Here is a 16830-nt window from a genome sequence, read left to right as displayed (position 1 = left end):
CATCGGCACCGAACTGGAACGTGTTGCAAATTGGAACAAGTTCTATATTCTCTCTGCCATGAAGGTCGCAGTGACCGGCGCAGCCGGCTACCTTGGCACCAACCTGCTCCGCCTCCTCACCGAGCACGGCCACCAGGTCACCGCCATTGATCGAGCGGTTCCCGGTGCGGCAACGGCGCCCGGCGTCACCTGGGTGCGCGGCGATGTGCTCGACCCGGCGTCGATGCGCACCGTGCTGGCCGGCGCCGAGGTCGTCTACCACCTGGTCGCGGTGATCACCCTCGCCGAGAAGAACGACCTGGCCTGGCGGGTGAACACGGAGGGCGTGCGCGTCGTCGCCGAGGCGGCGCTGGCCGTCGGCGCGCGCCGCATGGTGCACGCGAGCTCCATCCACGCGTTCGACCAGTACAGCTGCGGTGGCCGGATCGACGAGCGCGCCGCCCGGTCGACCGACCCGGCACTGCCGGTCTACGACCGTTCGAAGTGGGCGGGCGAGGTGGAACTGCGCAAGGTGATCGACCAGGGACTGGACGCGGTGCTGTGCAATCCCACCGGCGTATTCGGCCCGTTGGACTACAGCAAGCCGCTGTCCCGGATCAACCGGACCCTGAAAGACGCGGCACTGGGCCGGGTGCCCGCCATGATCGGCGGCGGCTTCGACCTGGTGGACGTGCGCGACGTGGCCCAGGGCCTGCTGCTGGCCGGCGAACGCGGCCGCACCGGCGAGAACTATCTGCTCGGCGGATCCATGATCTCGATGCTCGAACTGTGCCGCGTCGCGGCCGCGCACAGCGGCAAGAAGGGCCCGAAGTTCGCCATCCCACCCAAGCTCGTCTCCGGCGTCATCCCGGTGCTCGCACCGATCGGCAAGCTGTTCAACTCCGACATCGTCTCCAAGGCCGCGCTCGGCGCGCTGATCTCCGCGCCGATCGTCGACCACGGCAAGGCCGCGCGCGAGCTCGGCTACCAGCCGCGCCCGCTCGACGAGACCGTCCGCGACCTGGTCGCCTTCTTCGACGACCCCACTCGGCTCGCTCCGCCCGGTGCCAGGCGAATAGCTTGACAGCCCTTAGAACACATGTTCGACTGAAGGGGTGCGGTGGCATAGCCAAACCCTGGACGCCGAGGACGGCGCCCTGCCCGGGCTGTCCCGGGCGGGTCTGGTGCGCACCGTGCAGACTCCCGAGTTCGAGGGCGTCACGTTCCACGAGGTGCTGTGCAAGAGCGCGCTGAACAAGGTGCCCGAGGCCTCGGGTCTGCCGTTCCACTGGACCGTCAATCCGATGCGCGGCTGCTCGCACGCCTGCCGCTACTGTTTCGCCCGCGGCACGCACGAGTACCTGGACTTGGACGCGGGCCGGGACTTCGACACGCAGATCGTGGTGAAGACGAATGTCGCCGCGGTGCTGCGCAGGGAACTCGCCCGGCGGTCCTGGCGTCGCGAACCGGTCGCTCTCGGCACCAACACCGATCCGTATCAGCGCGCGGAGGGCCGATATCGCTTGATGCCGGGCATCATTCGCGCGCTGGCCGAATCCGGCACCCCGTTCTCCATCCTCACCAAGGGCACGCTGCTGCGGCGGGATCTGCCGTTGCTCACCTCGGCCGCCCGCGAGGTGCGAGTGAATCTCGCGGTGTCCATCGCGATCCTCGACGAGGACCTCCATCGGAGCCTGGAATCGGGGACGCCGTCACCACGTGCGCGACTGGACTTGGTGCGCGCCCTCACCGACGCGGGATTCGCGGTCGACGTCCTGGTCGCACCCGTCATCCCGTGTCTCACCGACAGCCGGGCGCACTTGGACGCCATTTTCGGCGCGATCGCCGAGGCCGGGGCGAATTCGGCCGTCGCGTTCCCGATGCACCTGCGCGGCAGCACCAGGGGCTGGTTCCTGGCCTGGCTGGCCGAACACCATCCGGCTCTGCTGCGCCGCTACCGCCAGCTCTACGGCCGGGGCGCGTACGTGACGCCGGAATACTCGGCCTGGCTGCGCGCGCGGGTCGATCCGCTGCTGACCGGGCACGGTTTGACGCCACGCAGGCAAGCCGAACCGGAGACACAACCCGAAACCGCGCACACGACCGACGCGCAGCTGGCATTGTTCGCCTGACGCCTCCGTCGCGGAATCTCGCCGGTCCGCGCATCGGCGGCGCACACCGCATTCGACGGAGTAGTTTGGCGATGGCACCTCTCAGCGACGAGGAAGTGAAGCAGGCACATGGTTTCACACCAAAATGATGTCGGCACAGCGAAATTGGAAAAGGTCGTCATTCGGTTCGCCGGGGATTCCGGCGACGGAATGCAGCTGACCGGCGACCGCTTCACCCACGAGGCCGCCGCCTTCGGCAACGACCTGGCCACGCAGCCCAACTTCCCGGCCGAGATCAGAGCACCGCAGGGCACCCTGCCCGGCGTCTCGTCGTTCCAGATCCAGATCGCCGACTACGACATTCTCACCGCGGGCGACCAGCCGGACGTGCTGGTCGCGATGAACCCCGCCGCGCTGAAGGCGAATCTGGAGGATCTTCCGCGCGGCGCCACGGTCATCGTCAACACTGACGAGTTCACCAAGCGCACCCTCGGCAAGGTCGGTTACGCGACCGACCCGCTGGCCGACGACACACTGTCGGACTTCGTGGTCCACCGGGTCCCGATGACGTCGCTCACCCTGGGCGCCACCGAATCGACCGGGGTCGGCAAGAAGGACGCCCAGCGCGCGAAGAACATGTTCGCCCTCGGCCTGCTGTCCTGGATGTACGGCCGCCCGATCGGCGGAACCGAGCGGTTCATGCGGGAGAAGTTCGCGACGAAGCCGGAGATCGCCGAGGCCAACGTGCTGGCGTTCCGGGCGGGCTGGAACTACGGCGAGACCACCGAGAGCTTCGCCACCACCTACCAGATCGCGCCCGCGAAGCTGCCGTCCGGCACCTACCGACAGATCACCGGCAACACCGCGCTCGCCTACGGCCTGATCACCGCCGGTCAGCTCGCCGGGCTGCCGGTCTTCCTCGGCACCTATCCCATCACGCCCGCCTCGGACATCCTGCACGAGCTGAGCAAGCACAAGAACTTCGGCGTCACGACCTTCCAGGCCGAGGACGAGATCGCCGGAATCGGCGCGGCGCTGGGCGCTTCGCTCGGCGGCGCCCTCGGCGTCACCAGTACCTCCGGGCCCGGCCTCGCGCTGAAGAGCGAGGCCATCGGCCTAGCGGTGATGACGGAGCTGCCGCTGGTCGTCATCGATGTGCAGCGCGGCGGTCCCTCCACCGGCCTGCCGACCAAAACCGAGCAGGCCGATCTGCTGCAAGCCCTCTACGGCCGCAACGGCGAATCACCGGTGGCGGTGGTCGCGCCACGCTCGCCCGCCGACTGCTTCGCCGCCGCCGTGGACGCGGCCCGGATCGCGCTCACCTATCGCACACCGGTGCTGTTGCTGTCCGACGGCTCTATCGCGAACGGTTCGGAACCATGGTCGATACCGCAAGTGGCGGAGCTGGACCCGATCGACCCGGCGTTCGAGCCGGAGGGCGACGACGGCGACCCCTTCCAGCCGTACACCCGCGACCCCGACACGCTGGCGCGCCCGCTCGCGGTGCCCGGCACCAAGGGACGCGCGCACCGCATCGGCGGACTGGAGAAGGCCGATGGCAGCGGCAACATCTCCTACGATCCCGCCAACCACGAGCTCATGGTGCGATTGCGCCAGGCCAAGATCGACGGCATCGCCGTGCCGGATCTGGAGGTGGACGATCCGGACGGCACGGCCGAGCTGCTGCTGATCGGCTGGGGCAGCTCCTACGGCCCGATCGGCGAGGCCTGCCGGCGCGCCCGCCGCCGCGGCGTTCCGGTCGCCCAGGCGCACCTGCGACATATGAATCCCTTGCCCGCCAACCTCGGTGACGTATTGCGCCGCTACCGCATCGTGGTCGCACCAGAGATGAACGGCGGCCAGCTGGCCATGCTGCTGCGCGCGAGGTATCTGGTCGACGTGCGGCCATGGACCAAGGTCGCGGGCACGGCGTTCTCCGCCCAGGAATTGGTCGGGGTCATCGACGCGGCGCTGGACGGGTCGATCGAGGAGATGGAACAGAACAAGGTCTTCGCCGCGCGGGCGCGGGCCACTTATCGAGCGCTGCCGGACGAAGTCCGTCCACAGCCCTGCGCCGGGCCGAGCGCAGGCGAGGCAGCCGCCCATCAAGCGCTGCCGGACGAAGTCCGTCCACAGCCCTGCGCCGGGCCGAGCGCAGGCGAGGCAGCCGCCTATCGCACGGCTGGGGGTAACGCATGACCATCGTGGAAACCTCGCTCGTCGGCACCGACCTGGGCCTCACCGGGGTGTCCGGGGTGCCGTCCGCGGACGGACCGCAGAAGGTGAAGGACTTCACCTCCGATCAGGAGGTCCGCTGGTGCCCCGGCTGCGGCGACTACGTGATCCTGGCGACCGTGCGCGGCTTCCTCGCCGAACTCGGATTGCGCAGGGAGAACCTGATGTTCGTCTCCGGGATCGGCTGTTCCAGCCGCTTCCCGTACTACTTGGACGCGTACGGCATCCACTCCATCCACGGCCGCGCGCCCGCGATCGCGACCGGGCTCGCGGTCAGCCGTCCCGATCTGTCGGTCTGGGTGGTGACCGGTGACGGCGACGCACTGTCCATCGGGGGCAACCATCTCATCCACGCGTTGCGTCGCAACGTGAACATGACGATCCTGCTGTTCAACAACCGGATCTATGGGCTGACCAAGGGGCAGTACTCCCCGACCTCGGAGCAGGGCAAGATCACCAAGTCCACCCCGATGGGTTCGGTGGACCATCCGTTCAACACCCTGTCGGTCGCACTGGGCGCGGAAGCGACCTTCGCCGCCCGTGCGCTGGACTCCGATCGCGCCGGACTCACCGAGGTGCTGCGCGCCGCCGCCGAGCATCGCGGGACGTCGTTCGTGGAGATCCTGCAGGACTGCCCGATCTTCAACGACGGCTCGTTCGACGTGCTGCGCCGAGAGAACGCCGCGGATCACCTCATCCCGCTGCGGCACGGCGAGTCCATCCGCTTCGGCGCCGACGGCGAATTCGCCGTTGTCCGGCGCGGTTTCGGGCTCGGGGTCGCCCGCACGGACAGTGTCGCTGAGTCCGACATCGTGGTGCACGACGCGTACGCCGAGAGCCCGGAGTACGCCTACGCGCTGTCGCGGCTGTCCGACCAGGATCTCGGCCACGTCGTCACCGGCGTCTTCCGCAGCGTCTCGCGGCCGACCTACGACGACGCGGTGCGTTACCAGACCGACGTCGCGCGAGAGAAGAAACCGATCGGTCCGGAATCGCTGCAGTCCCTGCTCACCGGGCCCGAGACCTGGACGGTCGGGTAGCGGGCCGACTCCGCGGGATGCCAGGTGCCCGCGCGGCCAGCGGCGGACCGGTCGGACGCGCCCGGCGAAGGCCGGCAACTGCGGGTCAGCCGAGGGCGGCGACCTCGGTGTCGGTCAGCACGATCGGCGACACCACGTCCTTGGCCCGCGCCAACTGCACGGCGCGATACAGCGGCCGCTCCTCCAGCCCCGCGTCGCGCGCCTCGGCCCGCAACTGATGCACCAGCAGCGCGGAAACCGCCACGGCCGCGGCCAATTGACTGGCTGCGAGCGCGTCGGCGAGCCTGCGCAGGCCGATCAGATGCAGCTCGCGGCCACTGCCCGCGTCGGTGTACATCGCCAGCGGGACGACCTGCGAGATCTCTCCCGCGGTCACCCGCAGGGCGATACGGCTCAACCGGGCCGGGAACACCAGCACCTCGACACCCGTCGCCGAGGACACCTCCACCTGCCGTTCCCCGAACAGCCTGCGGGCGTGCAGGATCGTCCCCGCCAACCACATTCGCCGCCGCCGCAACGCGATGGCGTACAAGACGGTGGGCGCGCCGACGACCACTCCGATGGCGACGGCGATCGGCCAGCTCACCACGGTCGCCGCCAGCAGCGCGGCGCCGAGTCCGATGCCCGACGCGGCCAGCGCGAGGCGGCGCAGCATCGGCGCGTACAGCTCGGGCGCGACCAGATCCAGCCCCACCGGCGCAACCGCTTGCTCGTCACCAGAATTCGTCGACACTGCTCCGCCCTCTCACAACCCCGGCACCGGTGCGCCGGTCACGCTACCGTGTCCACCGCTCGGCCGACGGCGGGTTCGGCGCAGAGTACCCCGGCCGCGGCGCCGATGCCGCGCAACCGGTGAACCGCACCCACGTCGCCGCGGCCTGACAATCACAGTCCGACGTGATCCGCCCTCAGCCCGCGCACGGCCACAGCGAAGCCGGAGGCACGCACAACGAGCGCCGCCGGACGTAGTCCGTCCTCAAACCGCGCACGGCCGGAGCGAAGCCGGAGGTACGCATAATAGGCGCCACCGGACGTAGTCCGTCCTCAAACCGCGCACGGCCGGAGCGAAGGCGGAGGTACGCCTATCCCGCCAGCGATTCGCGGATCACGCCGACCACTTCGGCCAGCGGGATCTGCCGCTGCTCACCGGTCGTCATGTCCTTGAGCCCGATGGTGTTCTCCGCGATGTCGCGGTCGCCGAGCACCAGGGTGAACGCCGCCCCCGACCGGTCGGCCGCCTTCATGGCACCCTTCACGCCGCGCCCGCCGTAAGCGAGATCGACCCGCACGCCTGCCGATCGCAGCTGAGCCGCGAGCACGACCAGTCGCTGCTTGGCGGCATCGCCCAGCGGCACCCCGAAGACCTCGCAGCGTGCCGGGTGGCCCGCCGACTTGCCTTCGGCCGCCAGCGCCAGCATGGTGCGGTCCACGCCGAGACCGAAGCCGATGCCCGACAGCGACTGTCCCCCGAGATCGGCCATCAGGCCGTCGTAGCGACCGCCGCCGCCGATGCCGGACTGCGCGCCGAGACCGTCGTGCACGAATTCGAACGTGGTCTTGGTGTAGTAGTCCAGACCGCGCACCATGCGCGGGTTCACCACGTAGGGCACGCCGAGCGCTTCCAAGTGGCCGAGTACCTGTTCGAAGTGCGCCTTGGCCGATTCGGAGAGGTGATCGATCATCAACGGCGCGTTCGCGGTCATCGCGCGCACCTCGGGCCGCTTGTCGTCGAGGACGCGCAGCGGATTGAGCTGGGCGCGCCGCGTGGTCTCTTCGTCCAGCGGCAGCTCGAACAAGAATTCCTGCAGCAGTTCCCGGTACTGCGGCCGGCAGGTCTCATCACCCAGCGAGGTGATCTCCAGCCGGAAGCCGTCGAGCCCGAGCCCGCGGAAGCCGGCATCGGCGATGGCGATCACCTCGGCGTCCAGCGCCGGGTCGTCGACGCCGATCGCCTCGATGCCCACCTGCTGCAGCTGCCGGTACCGCCCGGCCTGCGGCCGCTCGTAGCGGAAGAACGGACCCGCGTAGGACAGCTTCACCGGAAGCTGGCCGCGGTCGAGGCCGTGCTCGATGACCGCGCGCATCACACCCGCGGTCCCCTCGGGACGCAGCGTGACGCTGCGATCGCCGCGGTCGGGAAAGGTGTACATCTCCTTGGTGACCACGTCGGTCGACTCGCCGACACCGCGGGCGAACAGGCCCGTGTCTTCGAAAACCGGCAGCTCGATATGTCCGTACCCGGCCAGTCGGGCAGCGCGGATCAGGCCGTCGCGCACCGCGACGAACTCGGCCGAGCCGGGTGGCACGTAGTCCGGTACCCCCTTCGGGGCGGAGAAGCTGCTGGTCTTGGTCACGATGCTCCAGTTTCCACCACCACGCCCCCGCAAGTCCAACCGGTTCTCCGAACCGCCTCTGGAGGAAGGATGCGCCGGGAGTCTCAGGAAGAAATGGCACACTCTTATCCCGATGTCACCGGATACGGGAGGAACGTGGTAGTGCCGAGCAACGAACAGCGACGAGCAGCGGCGAAACGCAAGCTGGAGCGTCAGCTCGCCAACCGGGCCGAGCGGGCGCGCAAGCGCAAGGTACTCACGATCGCGGGATCGGTGCTGGGTGTCGTCGTCGTGGTCGCCGCCGTCACCGGGGTGTATTTCCTGACCCGCGGCGAGGACAACGGCTCCGACGCGGCGGATGCACCGTTGTCCAGCGCCCCCCCAACCGCCGCCGCGCCGCCCGCCGCGAAGGCCAAGCCCGCGACGGTGGACTGTGTCTACCGCGACAGCGCCAAGCCCGCGGACAAGCCCGCGAACAAGCCGAAGGCCGACGGCATCCCGACCACCGGCGTCGACGCCGAGGTCAGCGTCAGCATGGAGACAAGTCAGGGCCCGATCGGCCTGACCCTGAACAACGCCGAGTCACCGTGCACGGTGAACAGCTTCGTCAGCCTGGCCGCGCAGAACTTCTTCGACGGCACCGACTGCCACCGGATGACCGCGGACGAGGGCCTGAAGGTCCTGCAATGCGGTGACCCGACCGGCACCGGAATGGGCGGGCCCGGTTACGAGTTCGACAACGAGTACCCGACCGATCAGTACGCGCCGGACGACCCGAACGCCACCAGGAACCCGATCGCCTACAAGCGCGGCGCCCTCGCCATGGCCAACGCGGGTCCCGGCACCAACGGCAGTCAGTTCTTCGTCGTCTACGGAGATTCCCAGCTGCCACCGCAGTACACGATCTTCGGCACGGTGGACGAGAACAGCCTCGCCACCCTCGACAAGATCGCCCAGGTGGGCCAGGACAACTCCAACGGCCCCGGCGACGGCAAACCGCAGCAGCCGGTCACGATTCAGTCGGTGCGCGTCGACCGCTGAGTATCGAACCCTCGGGCCCGCCGCCGAACTCCGGCCGCGGGCCCGAGCCGGGTATGGAGCACTCCCGCCACCAGCGAGGATAGGTGAACCTTTCTTCGGCTAGGTTACCCTCAATCCGAAGATCATCCGGCGCGTTCCCCACGTATGCCTGAAATGTGCGAGATATGCTGAAAAGCGGCACGCTCGTTCGATTGTGCCGACCTTTGTCGGGTAACCTCGAACCAAGGAGTTCCCGTAGCGTAGTCACCCTCTCGACAGGACCGCCCTGGTAGAGAGTGTGCGCCACGCCGCGAGCACTCCGGGTGTCCACGTTTGCAGGCGGGACCCGCTGCACGGGACTACAGTTCGCGTGGCGGCGTCCGTGACGAAGCACCACACATCATCCATAGCGATCACTGCAGCATCGGGGAGCAGCCATGTCCGAGGAACTGGACGACATCGGCCGGGAAACCGCGGCCATGATGAGGACAATGTTGCAGCTTGCGACACTCGTTGCCTTGAAGACCCGCGAGCGTGGTCAGAAGGAAGTCGAAGCGCGAGTCAAGCTCACCGAGACCCGCATCAAAGAGGCCAGAGAACTGCAGGTCCGGGAGGCCCGCGACTCGAAGGCCAAGGATCCGCGCAACACCGAGCTGGCTCGGCTGATCGAGAAGCCGGTCGCGGAAAAGGGTGTGTCCCTGGAGAAGGACCGCTTCTCCGCACAAGCCGAGGCCTCGCGGATGGCCGCAAACGCGGCCGCCAACGCGAGGCCTGCCATGCAATACGACTCCGCGGAACGCCGGATGGCGATCGCGGCCCATCTCGCCAAGATGGGTGTCGCGCCGGAGCTGGCCGCGGTGCGGATGCTGATCGAAGTCGGGCAGGCACAACCACCGGGCGAGGCGGTGCGCGATCGCCCCGCTGAGGCGCCGACGGTCACCAGGGCGAGGGAACAGGAATCCCGCGGCCTGGAGCGCAGCCGATAATCGGACGAACAAACGCCCGCTGGTAGTTACCCGGCGGGCGTTCGCCTTTCGACGGGCAGCGGCGAGAAGCGCTGCCGCGCAATGGATCAGGTGCGGAAGTCACCGATCGTGGGATCGCCGAACATGCCGTGCTGCGGCGACTTCGTCGGCAGTGGGTTGAGCATGTCCTTATGGCCGTTGCGCACACTGCAGTACTTGAACGGTCCCTTCGGGTCGAACAGCTTCGACATGTGCGGGTCGGCGTGATCCAGGAACCAGACGCTCAAGCCGGTGCGACCGTCGAGGCGGTAGTGTTCCCAGGCCCGCCACAGCGCGTCCAGCCGAGCGATCGCCTCGGCGTGCTGCCACCACTCCGGGCACCACACCGTGTCGCTGAGATCGGTGACCTGTCGTCGGTAGACCACGCTGAGGTAGTTCTCGACGAAATCCACCACGCTCGCGTGGATCATCGGTTGTTGCTGCTGTTCGGTCACAGTGGCCGCACCTCCTCGATCGGTCCGTACTCCGGCGGCGGTGTCGACTTGTCCAGCGAAGGCGAGCCGATCAAGTCGGTGACCTCGGTCTTGCGTTCCGGATCATGCCGCGAGATGGACTGCTTCACGTCGGCGGCGTACTCGCCCTCCCACCACGGCACCGTGCGGAGCAGCACCGGTGGCGCTCCGGACGGGAACAGGATGGCCCGGCCACGCGGCAGTGTCGCCAGCGCGTTGACCGTGAACGTCTTGGACGAACTCAGCGAGCGCGAATAGCTTTTGCCGCCTTTGGATTCGGAGACCGATTGCGAGATCGCGTCGTATTCGCCGAGCACGTCCGAACGCTCCTGCAGGAACTTGGTGTCGTCCACGCCGCTGCCGAGCACCTTGATGTTCGCCGCCGACCACAGCGCGTTCATACCGCTCTCACCCCAGCAGCGAGCCCCCTGCGCCCAGGACTGCAGCACCGTCATCACGACGATGCCGCGCGAGCCGAAGTGGCTGTACTGCTTGGGCAGATCCTTCCAGCGCACCACGTTCGCGGCCTCGTCGAGCACCGCGAGCAACGGGATCGCCAGTCGCCCTCCGGCGGACTGCGAAGCCTTGCGCATAGCGACGTCGATCACCGCCTCGGTGAGTGCGCTCACCAGCGGCGCGGCCGACCCGCGCCCCTCCAGCGACAAGCTGTACAGCGTTCCGTTGTGGTTCAGGAACTCCATCTCGTCGAACTCCCTGCGGTCGCCGCCGCGGGTGATCCACGGGTGCACGTTCGACAGCTTCAGGCAGCGGATCATCTTCTTGGCGGTGCCGAAGATGCCACTGCGGGTCCGTGGGTCGGTGTTGTACTGCGAGGAGAGGCCGGAGGCCGTGTAGTGATGACGGGCCGCGCGCAGGAGTTCGATGGGCTCGGTGTCCTGCGGATTCGTCACCCACTCCCAGACCTGCACGATCGGGCGGCTGCCATTGCGGTCGCCGACGGCGGCGGCGAGGAACAGTCCTGCCAGCAGGTCCTCGGCCTCGGGATCGAAGAACGCGTCGGTGTTGGTGTCACGGCCGTCGTCACCGTCGGCGAAGTGCCCGGCCAGCCGCGCCGCACGCATCTCGCAGCCTTCGCTCTTGGCATCCACCCAGGACAACGGATCCCAGAACCAGGTCGGCAGTTCGCCGGCGACGCCCTGCGGGTCGAAGACGAAGGTGGGACTTCTCTTGGCCTCCCGGACGTCTCGGGTGGCGTCCACCACGTCGCGCTTGTTCGAGGTGGCCAGCACCGGCCCGACCGCGGTGAGGATCGCCGGAATCACCCGGGAGGTCGACTTGCCTTGCCGCGGACCCCAGATGTCCAAGTGCAGATCCTCGTAGGAGCCGTAGAGCATCACCCCGTCGGCCACGCCGACGCCGATCGGCACGCCCGGAACGCCGCCGTTCGGGAGTTTCACACCGAGCTGCTGGGCCTTCTCCCGGACGCCCGCCTCGGTGAGCATCGTGATCGCGCCGCCGTTACCCATCACGTCGGCCTTGTCGTCGACCGGCAGCCTGCCTTTGGACTGACGCTGTTGCAGCTGCTTGCGGATCACGAGATAGCCGACCACGCTCATGATCACCAGCAGGACGATCGCCGTCGCCGCGCCTGGCCACTGCAACTTTCCCCTGGCCAGGTCCGCGGCGATCGCGATCGGGTTGACCGGGACTTTCTGTGGGCTGCCCGCGAGCATGTTGCCCAGATGGAGCGCGAGCCACAGGGTTCCGAAGACCGCGAAGCCGGCGTAGATCAGGATCAGGCTGGCGTCGGGTCCGGGTATGGCCGGATCCGTCACCTTTTTCTTCTTCGCCATGTGTGCCTCCTGGGTCGGCGGTCCGGTGGGGAAAGCGGGTGGTCAGCGGAACGCGTCGAGCCGCCAGCCGTCGGGTGTGCGCACGACGGTGGCGATCACCGTGGCGGGCGGCAGCGGCTCCTTGCGCCCGTTCGGGTAGACGACGGTCTGCTCGACCCCGATCTTGAACTGCTGGACGTTCGGATCGGTGAGAGTCGGCGCCTTCTCGCCGGACGCGAAAGTGAACGCCTCCACACGCGCCCCTTCCCTCGCCCAATCCGCCCACTGCAGCGTCGACTTCGGGGTCTCCACCGCGGTCGGCGCCGCATCCAGCATACGAATCAAGCTGGGGCCGAGAAACTTCCGTGCCCGCGCCAGCGACGCGCCCTGCGTCTCGGTGGCGGGTTCCCAGCTGTAGACCGCCCGCAGCGCCGCGACCGCGACACCGTCGGGCGTCACCGGGTCCGGCGCGGGGACGCCCTCGAGCAGACGGGTCGTGGACGTAGCCGGCTGCGCCGCATCGGATCCCGTGTCCGCGCGGTCCGCGCGGCCACATGCCGCGCCCAGCACCGCGACGCTCAGCACCAGCATCACCACCAGTTTCGCGCGTGCACTTGCTTTGTCTTTCCAGGCTAGCCGCATCACGCCACGCCGCGGCAGCCCTGCCGGCGCGGGTTCGAGCCCCCGGGCCCTCACAGCACCCTCCGCGCTCGTCCGTCCCCCGGCACCGCGACTTCCGAGACGCCACCCGCGGATCGCGTGTCCGCCCCCGGCACCGACTGGATCATCCGGCCGTTTCCGGTGTAGATTCCGACCAGCGCCGGTCCGCGCGGCCCGAACGAACTGAACACCAGATCCCCCGACCGCACTCTGCTCATCGGCACCTCCACACCTGCCTCCCATTGCTGTTCGGCCGTGCGCGGCAGCGTCACCGTGCCGGAGGATGCCGCGAACACCGCCGCCGAGGTCAGACCCGGTCCGTCCAATCCGCCGCCGCTGGGCCCCTGCGGCCCACCGCCGCCCCAGACGTAGGGCGTGCCGAGCCATTCGTGCGCTGCTTCGGCGATCTGATCGCCTGACGAGCCCTGCCCCGGCGTGAACCGGCCGAGCGAGCCCGGCGCACGGTATTGCGCCTCCATCGCGAGGATGTTCCGCACATACGGCTGGGTCTCGGCGTAGTGTGCGGCAACCTGGTTCGGCATGCCGCCCGAGGCCAGCACCGCGCCCTCGCCTGCGTTGTACGCCGCCAGCGTCAGCGCGACGACGTCGCCCTGCACTCTGCCTTCGGACTGCCACCGCAAGATCCTGTGCGCGATCGCGCACATGTAGCGGCCCTGGCCGATGATCGCGTCGCCGTCGTCCCACACGCTGGCCATGCCGTTGCCGTCGGCATCGATCACGTAGGGCCGCCCATCGTCGGGATTGATGCTCACGGCGGTGGTCGGCAGGAACTGGGCCAAGCCCTGGGCACCCGCGGGCGAGATCGCGCCGCGCCGGAAACCCGACTCCTGCCTGCCCTGCGCGGCGAGCAGCGACGGCGTGACCTGCGGGCAGATCGAACCCGCGCGGCGGTACCAGATCTCCAGTTCCTGCGGCACCTTGCCCGCGGCGAGCGCACCACCGGCGGTGCCGAAGCCGAGGCTGCACCGTGGATCGCTGGAATAGGCATGCGCGCCACCGACATCCGGAGTCGGCGCGCCGTCCAGCCAGGGCAGCGGGTCGATCTGGCGTCCTCCGGTGAACCGGCCGCCCGGAACGATCTCGAAATGCAGGTGCGGACCACTGGATTCGCCCGCCGAGCCGACCGCGCCGATGTGCTGACCCGCGGTCACGGTATCGCCCGCGCGGACCAGCACACCCGAGTCCCACATGTGGCCGTAGACAGCCGAATACGAACGACCGTTGGTGTCCACCGAATCCACGACGATCCAGTTGCCGAATCCCGACGCCGGACCGGCGGCGACGACCCGGCCGTCGGACACCGAGAAAATGGGGGTGCCGTCGGCCGCGGCCAGGTCGACGCCCCTGTGCGCACCCCCACGCGAGCCGAAGATATCCGACAAGGTGAAGGTTCCGACGGCCATCGGCAGGGTGCGGCGCAGTGGACCGACGCCCGCCGCCAATGAAGGCGTCGCGGTCGCGGTCGGATTGGCCTGGGTCGCAGTGGGGTTCGCGGTCGCCGCGGCGCGCCGATCGCCCGGCGGGTAACCCCCTGGCGGCAGCGCCGACTGCGAACCGAGCACCGAGCCACCCTCGCAGGCGTCGTCCACCGCGGGCATGACGATGACCAGCACGATGGTCACCAGGCCGAGCACCGCGCCGAGCGCCGTCCACAACACCGACTTGCCGCTCATCGCCGCCGCACCTCGGCAGAATGCCGCGCGCAGGCGTGTTTCACGTCCGGCGCCGGGCTTCGTTGAGGGTGTCGGCCAAGGTGCGGTTCATCTCGGCGGCGGCGGCCAATTGCTGTTGCAGGAGAGCGACTTTGCGCCGCAACGCGGTCGCGTCCATGCGCTCCAGACCGGGGCCTTCGGCGGCCCGCACCCAATTCCGCACCGAATTCGTGTGCACTCCGATCTGTTCGGCGACCACGCGACAGGCCTCCGATTCGCTGCGTAGCTTGCCCGTGAGCGCGATGACCTGCGCGACCGCGGCATCGCGCACCTCGGGCGAGACGCGGCGGTAGGACCGGTGCGGCATCATGCGGCGCTCCCCGGCGAATCCGTTCCGCGTGAGGTCGATTCGGTGAACTCGCTGAACCGCTGGTTGGTGTCGTGTATCCCGCTTTCCTTCTCCGACAGCGTGAATTCCATGTGGAACGGGATGCCGGGCCTGCGGTCCTCGCCGATCTTCAGCAGGAACTTACCGGTGCCGGGCGGGGATGGCCGCTGCTGTCCCGGCTTGAGCGCCTCGCCCGTCAGCGCTTGCGGTGCGGACCATCCGGTCACCATCTCCTCCTCGGCCGATGTGAACGGAACCGTGCTGTCGAGTCGTTTGATCTCCTCGGCCGGGAGCGCGCCGAAGATCTTGGCGCGCGCACGCTCCAGGAAGCCGAGCGCCTTCGCGATGGCGGCTTCCGATCCGAGTGCTTGCAGGTCCTTGATGGTATGGCTGATCATGATCAGCGCGGTGGCGATGCCGCGCTGTAGTCGGGTCAACTCGTCGACACGGTCGACCATGAAGTCACCCAGACCGAGCACCTGCCACAGCTCGTCCATCACCACCTGGAAATAGCGCTGCGGGCCGAGCTTCGCGTCGGCCAGCACGTGCGCGGCCTCGACCGAGGCGAATCCGTCGGCCCAGCAGGCCAGCATGACCGCGGCCTTGAGCTTCTTGTCGCCGGTCGGGATGTGCGAGACGTCCATGCACACCGCGACCGCGCTGGTGTCGATCGGCACGGTGGTCTGCCCGTTGAAGACCGCGCCGAAGGGGCCCTGGGTGAGCGCGCGCAGCGAGCGGCGCAGCCCCTTGATCGCCTCCTGGTACTCGTCCGAGTTGTCGGCTCCGGCGTCCAGCATCAATTCCTCACCGCCGCCGACGATCACGTCGAGGAGGTTCTCCATGATCGGCGGCTTGTCCGGCGTGTACCCGCTGCCGGGCCGGTACAGGATGCGCAGAGCGGTGGAGATCAGCGTCTCCTCGTAGTCGCGGACGCGGTCGCCGCGCACCAGTTCGACCAGACCGGCAATCAGCGTCACCTGCCTGGCGCGCAGGTCCTGCAACACTTGCAACTGCAGGGCCGGGAACTCCTCCAGCCGCGGAACCACCGCGCCGAGCACACCCGCGGCGAGCGGGTTGAGCTTGCCGTGCCCGTACCCCAGGTCGATCACCTGACCGCCGACCAACTCGACCATCTTGCGGTAGTCCGGTTTGACGTCGGCCAGGATCAACGGCGTGATCCCCTGCGCGATACCGCCCAGCACGATCCGGCGCACCAGCGAGGACTTGCCGAAACCGTTGAGGCCGAGCACGAAGAGGCTGGGAGCGGTGATGAAGCTGCCGCGCATGAACCAGTTCATCGGGTCGAAGCAGACCGGAGCCCCGGTGTGCAGATGCGAGCCGAGTGGGGTGCCGATCAGCGGCGCACCAGCGCCGACCGACCACGGCCACAAGCCGGCGACCTGAGCGGTGGTGGCGCGGTATTCGACCGGCCGACCGACGACGTTCATCCGGCCGCCGCCCGGACCCGCGTAGCCGCGGTCGGTGAGTTGCGCTGTGCTGCGATCGAATCCGTCCTCGATCGTCTGCTCCGCCCTGGCCGCGTAGTTGCGGCGGCGGATGTCGTCGGTGCGGACCCGGAACTGCGCCCACGCCGCCCGCAGACCGCTGCCCTCGCGGGCGATCATCTCCAGCTTGGCGCGGGTGGCGTCGTCGAGCAGCGAAGGGCCGGACTGTTTACGCCGATCCGCCTTCGCCTTCGCGCGGCGGGCCGCCTTGTCCAGGTACGGGGTTCCCATGGCGCGGTCGGCCGTGTAGTCGACCTTCGCGGGCCGTGCCACACGTCCGTTCCTGGCACCGGTGCGATCCGGCCGTCGGGGGATTCGCTCGGTGGCCGCATCGCGGGGAACGCGGGAGCCGCGCTCACCGTGCGAGCGGTCGTGGCGCGCGCCGTCGGACCGGCCCGCGCCCGCTCGCGCGCGCCGCTCGGCTTCGCGCGCCGCGCGCCGGTCGGAGGTCTCGACGCCCGACCGGTCCTCGCCGCTCACCCGCGCCGAATCCCGTGCGGGGTGCCGCGGCCGCGACGGTCGCTGTCCCCACTCGTCCCGGCCGGATTGCTCGGGCCGTCTGCGGCGCGCGTCCTCGTCCCGTTCCCGTACGGGTGGCTCGTAGTCCCGTGCCATG

At 68.9% G+C, this 16830-nt stretch carries 14 protein-coding genes; 6 read left to right on the top strand and 8 right to left on the bottom strand.

Annotated elements, in window-relative coordinates; all coding sequences use genetic code 11:
• Positions 1 to 58: 58 nt before the first annotated feature.
• The 4 genes from OHA40_RS27615 to OHA40_RS27600 all read left to right on the top strand — a co-directional run bounded on the left by OHA40_RS27615 (position 59) and on the right by OHA40_RS27600 (position 5365).
• Complete coding sequence (locus tag OHA40_RS27615) at positions 59 to 1063, top strand: NAD-dependent epimerase/dehydratase family protein (RefSeq protein WP_330229767.1); 1005 nt, start codon at positions 59 to 61, stop codon at positions 1061 to 1063.
• 31 nt (positions 1064 to 1094) lie between these two features.
• The gene (locus OHA40_RS27610; RefSeq protein ID WP_330229766.1) at positions 1095 to 2111 is read left to right on the top strand and encodes an Rv2578c family radical SAM protein; all 1017 of its coding nucleotides are present in this window, start codon (positions 1095 to 1097) and stop codon (positions 2109 to 2111) included.
• A gap of 108 nt (positions 2112 to 2219) precedes the next feature.
• Complete coding sequence (locus tag OHA40_RS27605; RefSeq protein ID WP_330229765.1) at positions 2220 to 4289, top strand: 2-oxoacid:acceptor oxidoreductase subunit alpha; 2070 nt, start codon at positions 2220 to 2222, stop codon at positions 4287 to 4289.
• Positions 4286 to 5365 (top strand): 2-oxoacid:ferredoxin oxidoreductase subunit beta, encoded by a 1080-nt coding sequence (locus OHA40_RS27600; RefSeq protein ID WP_330229764.1) that lies wholly within the window; start codon positions 4286 to 4288, stop codon positions 5363 to 5365. The genes OHA40_RS27605 and OHA40_RS27600 overlap by 4 nt, the downstream gene beginning before the upstream one ends.
• 85 nt (positions 5366 to 5450) lie before the next feature.
• Here the strand turns inward: OHA40_RS27600 and OHA40_RS27595 are convergent, their stop codons facing one another.
• Both OHA40_RS27595 and hisS read right to left on the bottom strand, forming a co-directional pair.
• The gene (locus OHA40_RS27595; RefSeq protein WP_330229763.1) at positions 5451 to 6098 is read right to left on the bottom strand and encodes a hypothetical protein; all 648 of its coding nucleotides are present in this window, start codon (positions 6096 to 6098) and stop codon (positions 5451 to 5453) included.
• A gap of 349 nt (positions 6099 to 6447) precedes the next feature.
• Positions 6448 to 7719 carry a histidine--tRNA ligase gene (gene hisS, locus OHA40_RS27590; protein ID WP_330229762.1) on the bottom strand — a complete coding sequence of 424 codons (1272 nt, stop codon included), beginning with the start codon at positions 7717 to 7719 and terminating at the stop codon, positions 6448 to 6450.
• A gap of 141 nt (positions 7720 to 7860) precedes the next feature.
• Here hisS and OHA40_RS27585 point away from each other — a divergent pair, with 141 nt between their 5' ends.
• The gene (locus OHA40_RS27585; RefSeq protein ID WP_330229761.1) at positions 7861 to 8739 is read left to right on the top strand and encodes a peptidylprolyl isomerase; all 879 of its coding nucleotides are present in this window, start codon (positions 7861 to 7863) and stop codon (positions 8737 to 8739) included.
• 416 nt (positions 8740 to 9155) lie between these two features.
• Complete coding sequence (locus OHA40_RS27580; protein ID WP_330229760.1) at positions 9156 to 9704, top strand: hypothetical protein; 549 nt, start codon at positions 9156 to 9158, stop codon at positions 9702 to 9704.
• Between the two features lie 86 nt (positions 9705 to 9790).
• On the opposite strand, the gene OHA40_RS27575 is transcribed toward OHA40_RS27580, so the two are convergent.
• The 6 genes from OHA40_RS27575 to OHA40_RS27550 are packed head-to-tail and all read right to left on the bottom strand — an operon-like array spanning position 9791 to position 16829.
• Positions 9791 to 10177 carry a DUF4913 domain-containing protein gene (locus OHA40_RS27575; protein WP_330229759.1) on the bottom strand — a complete coding sequence of 129 codons (387 nt, stop codon included), beginning with the start codon at positions 10175 to 10177 and terminating at the stop codon, positions 9791 to 9793.
• On the bottom strand, positions 10174 to 12009 hold the full coding sequence (locus OHA40_RS27570) for a type IV secretory system conjugative DNA transfer family protein (protein ID WP_330229758.1): 1836 nt from the start codon (positions 12007 to 12009) through the stop codon (positions 10174 to 10176). Before OHA40_RS27570 ends, OHA40_RS27575 begins: the two co-directional genes overlap by 4 nt.
• A gap of 42 nt (positions 12010 to 12051) precedes the next feature.
• On the bottom strand, positions 12052 to 12630 hold the full coding sequence (locus OHA40_RS27565; RefSeq protein WP_330229757.1) for a hypothetical protein: 579 nt from the start codon (positions 12628 to 12630) through the stop codon (positions 12052 to 12054).
• Between the two features lie 50 nt (positions 12631 to 12680).
• Positions 12681 to 14342 carry a peptidoglycan DD-metalloendopeptidase family protein gene (locus OHA40_RS27560; protein WP_330229756.1) on the bottom strand — a complete coding sequence of 554 codons (1662 nt, stop codon included), beginning with the start codon at positions 14340 to 14342 and terminating at the stop codon, positions 12681 to 12683.
• 40 nt (positions 14343 to 14382) lie between these two features.
• Entirely contained in the window at positions 14383 to 14691 is a 309-nt protein-coding gene (locus OHA40_RS27555) for a transposase (protein WP_330229755.1), read from the bottom strand.
• On the bottom strand, positions 14688 to 16829 hold the full coding sequence (locus OHA40_RS27550; RefSeq protein WP_330229754.1) for a hypothetical protein: 2142 nt from the start codon (positions 16827 to 16829) through the stop codon (positions 14688 to 14690). The genes OHA40_RS27555 and OHA40_RS27550 overlap by 4 nt, the downstream gene beginning before the upstream one ends.
• Between the last annotated feature and the right edge of the window lies 1 nt (position 16830).

The organism is Nocardia sp. NBC_00508 (genome assembly GCF_036346875.1).
Classification (GTDB): Bacteria; Actinomycetota; Actinomycetes; order Mycobacteriales; family Mycobacteriaceae; genus Nocardia.
The sequence above is the reverse complement of the archived record's forward strand: the minus strand, read 5'-3'. Positions and strand labels throughout refer to the sequence as shown.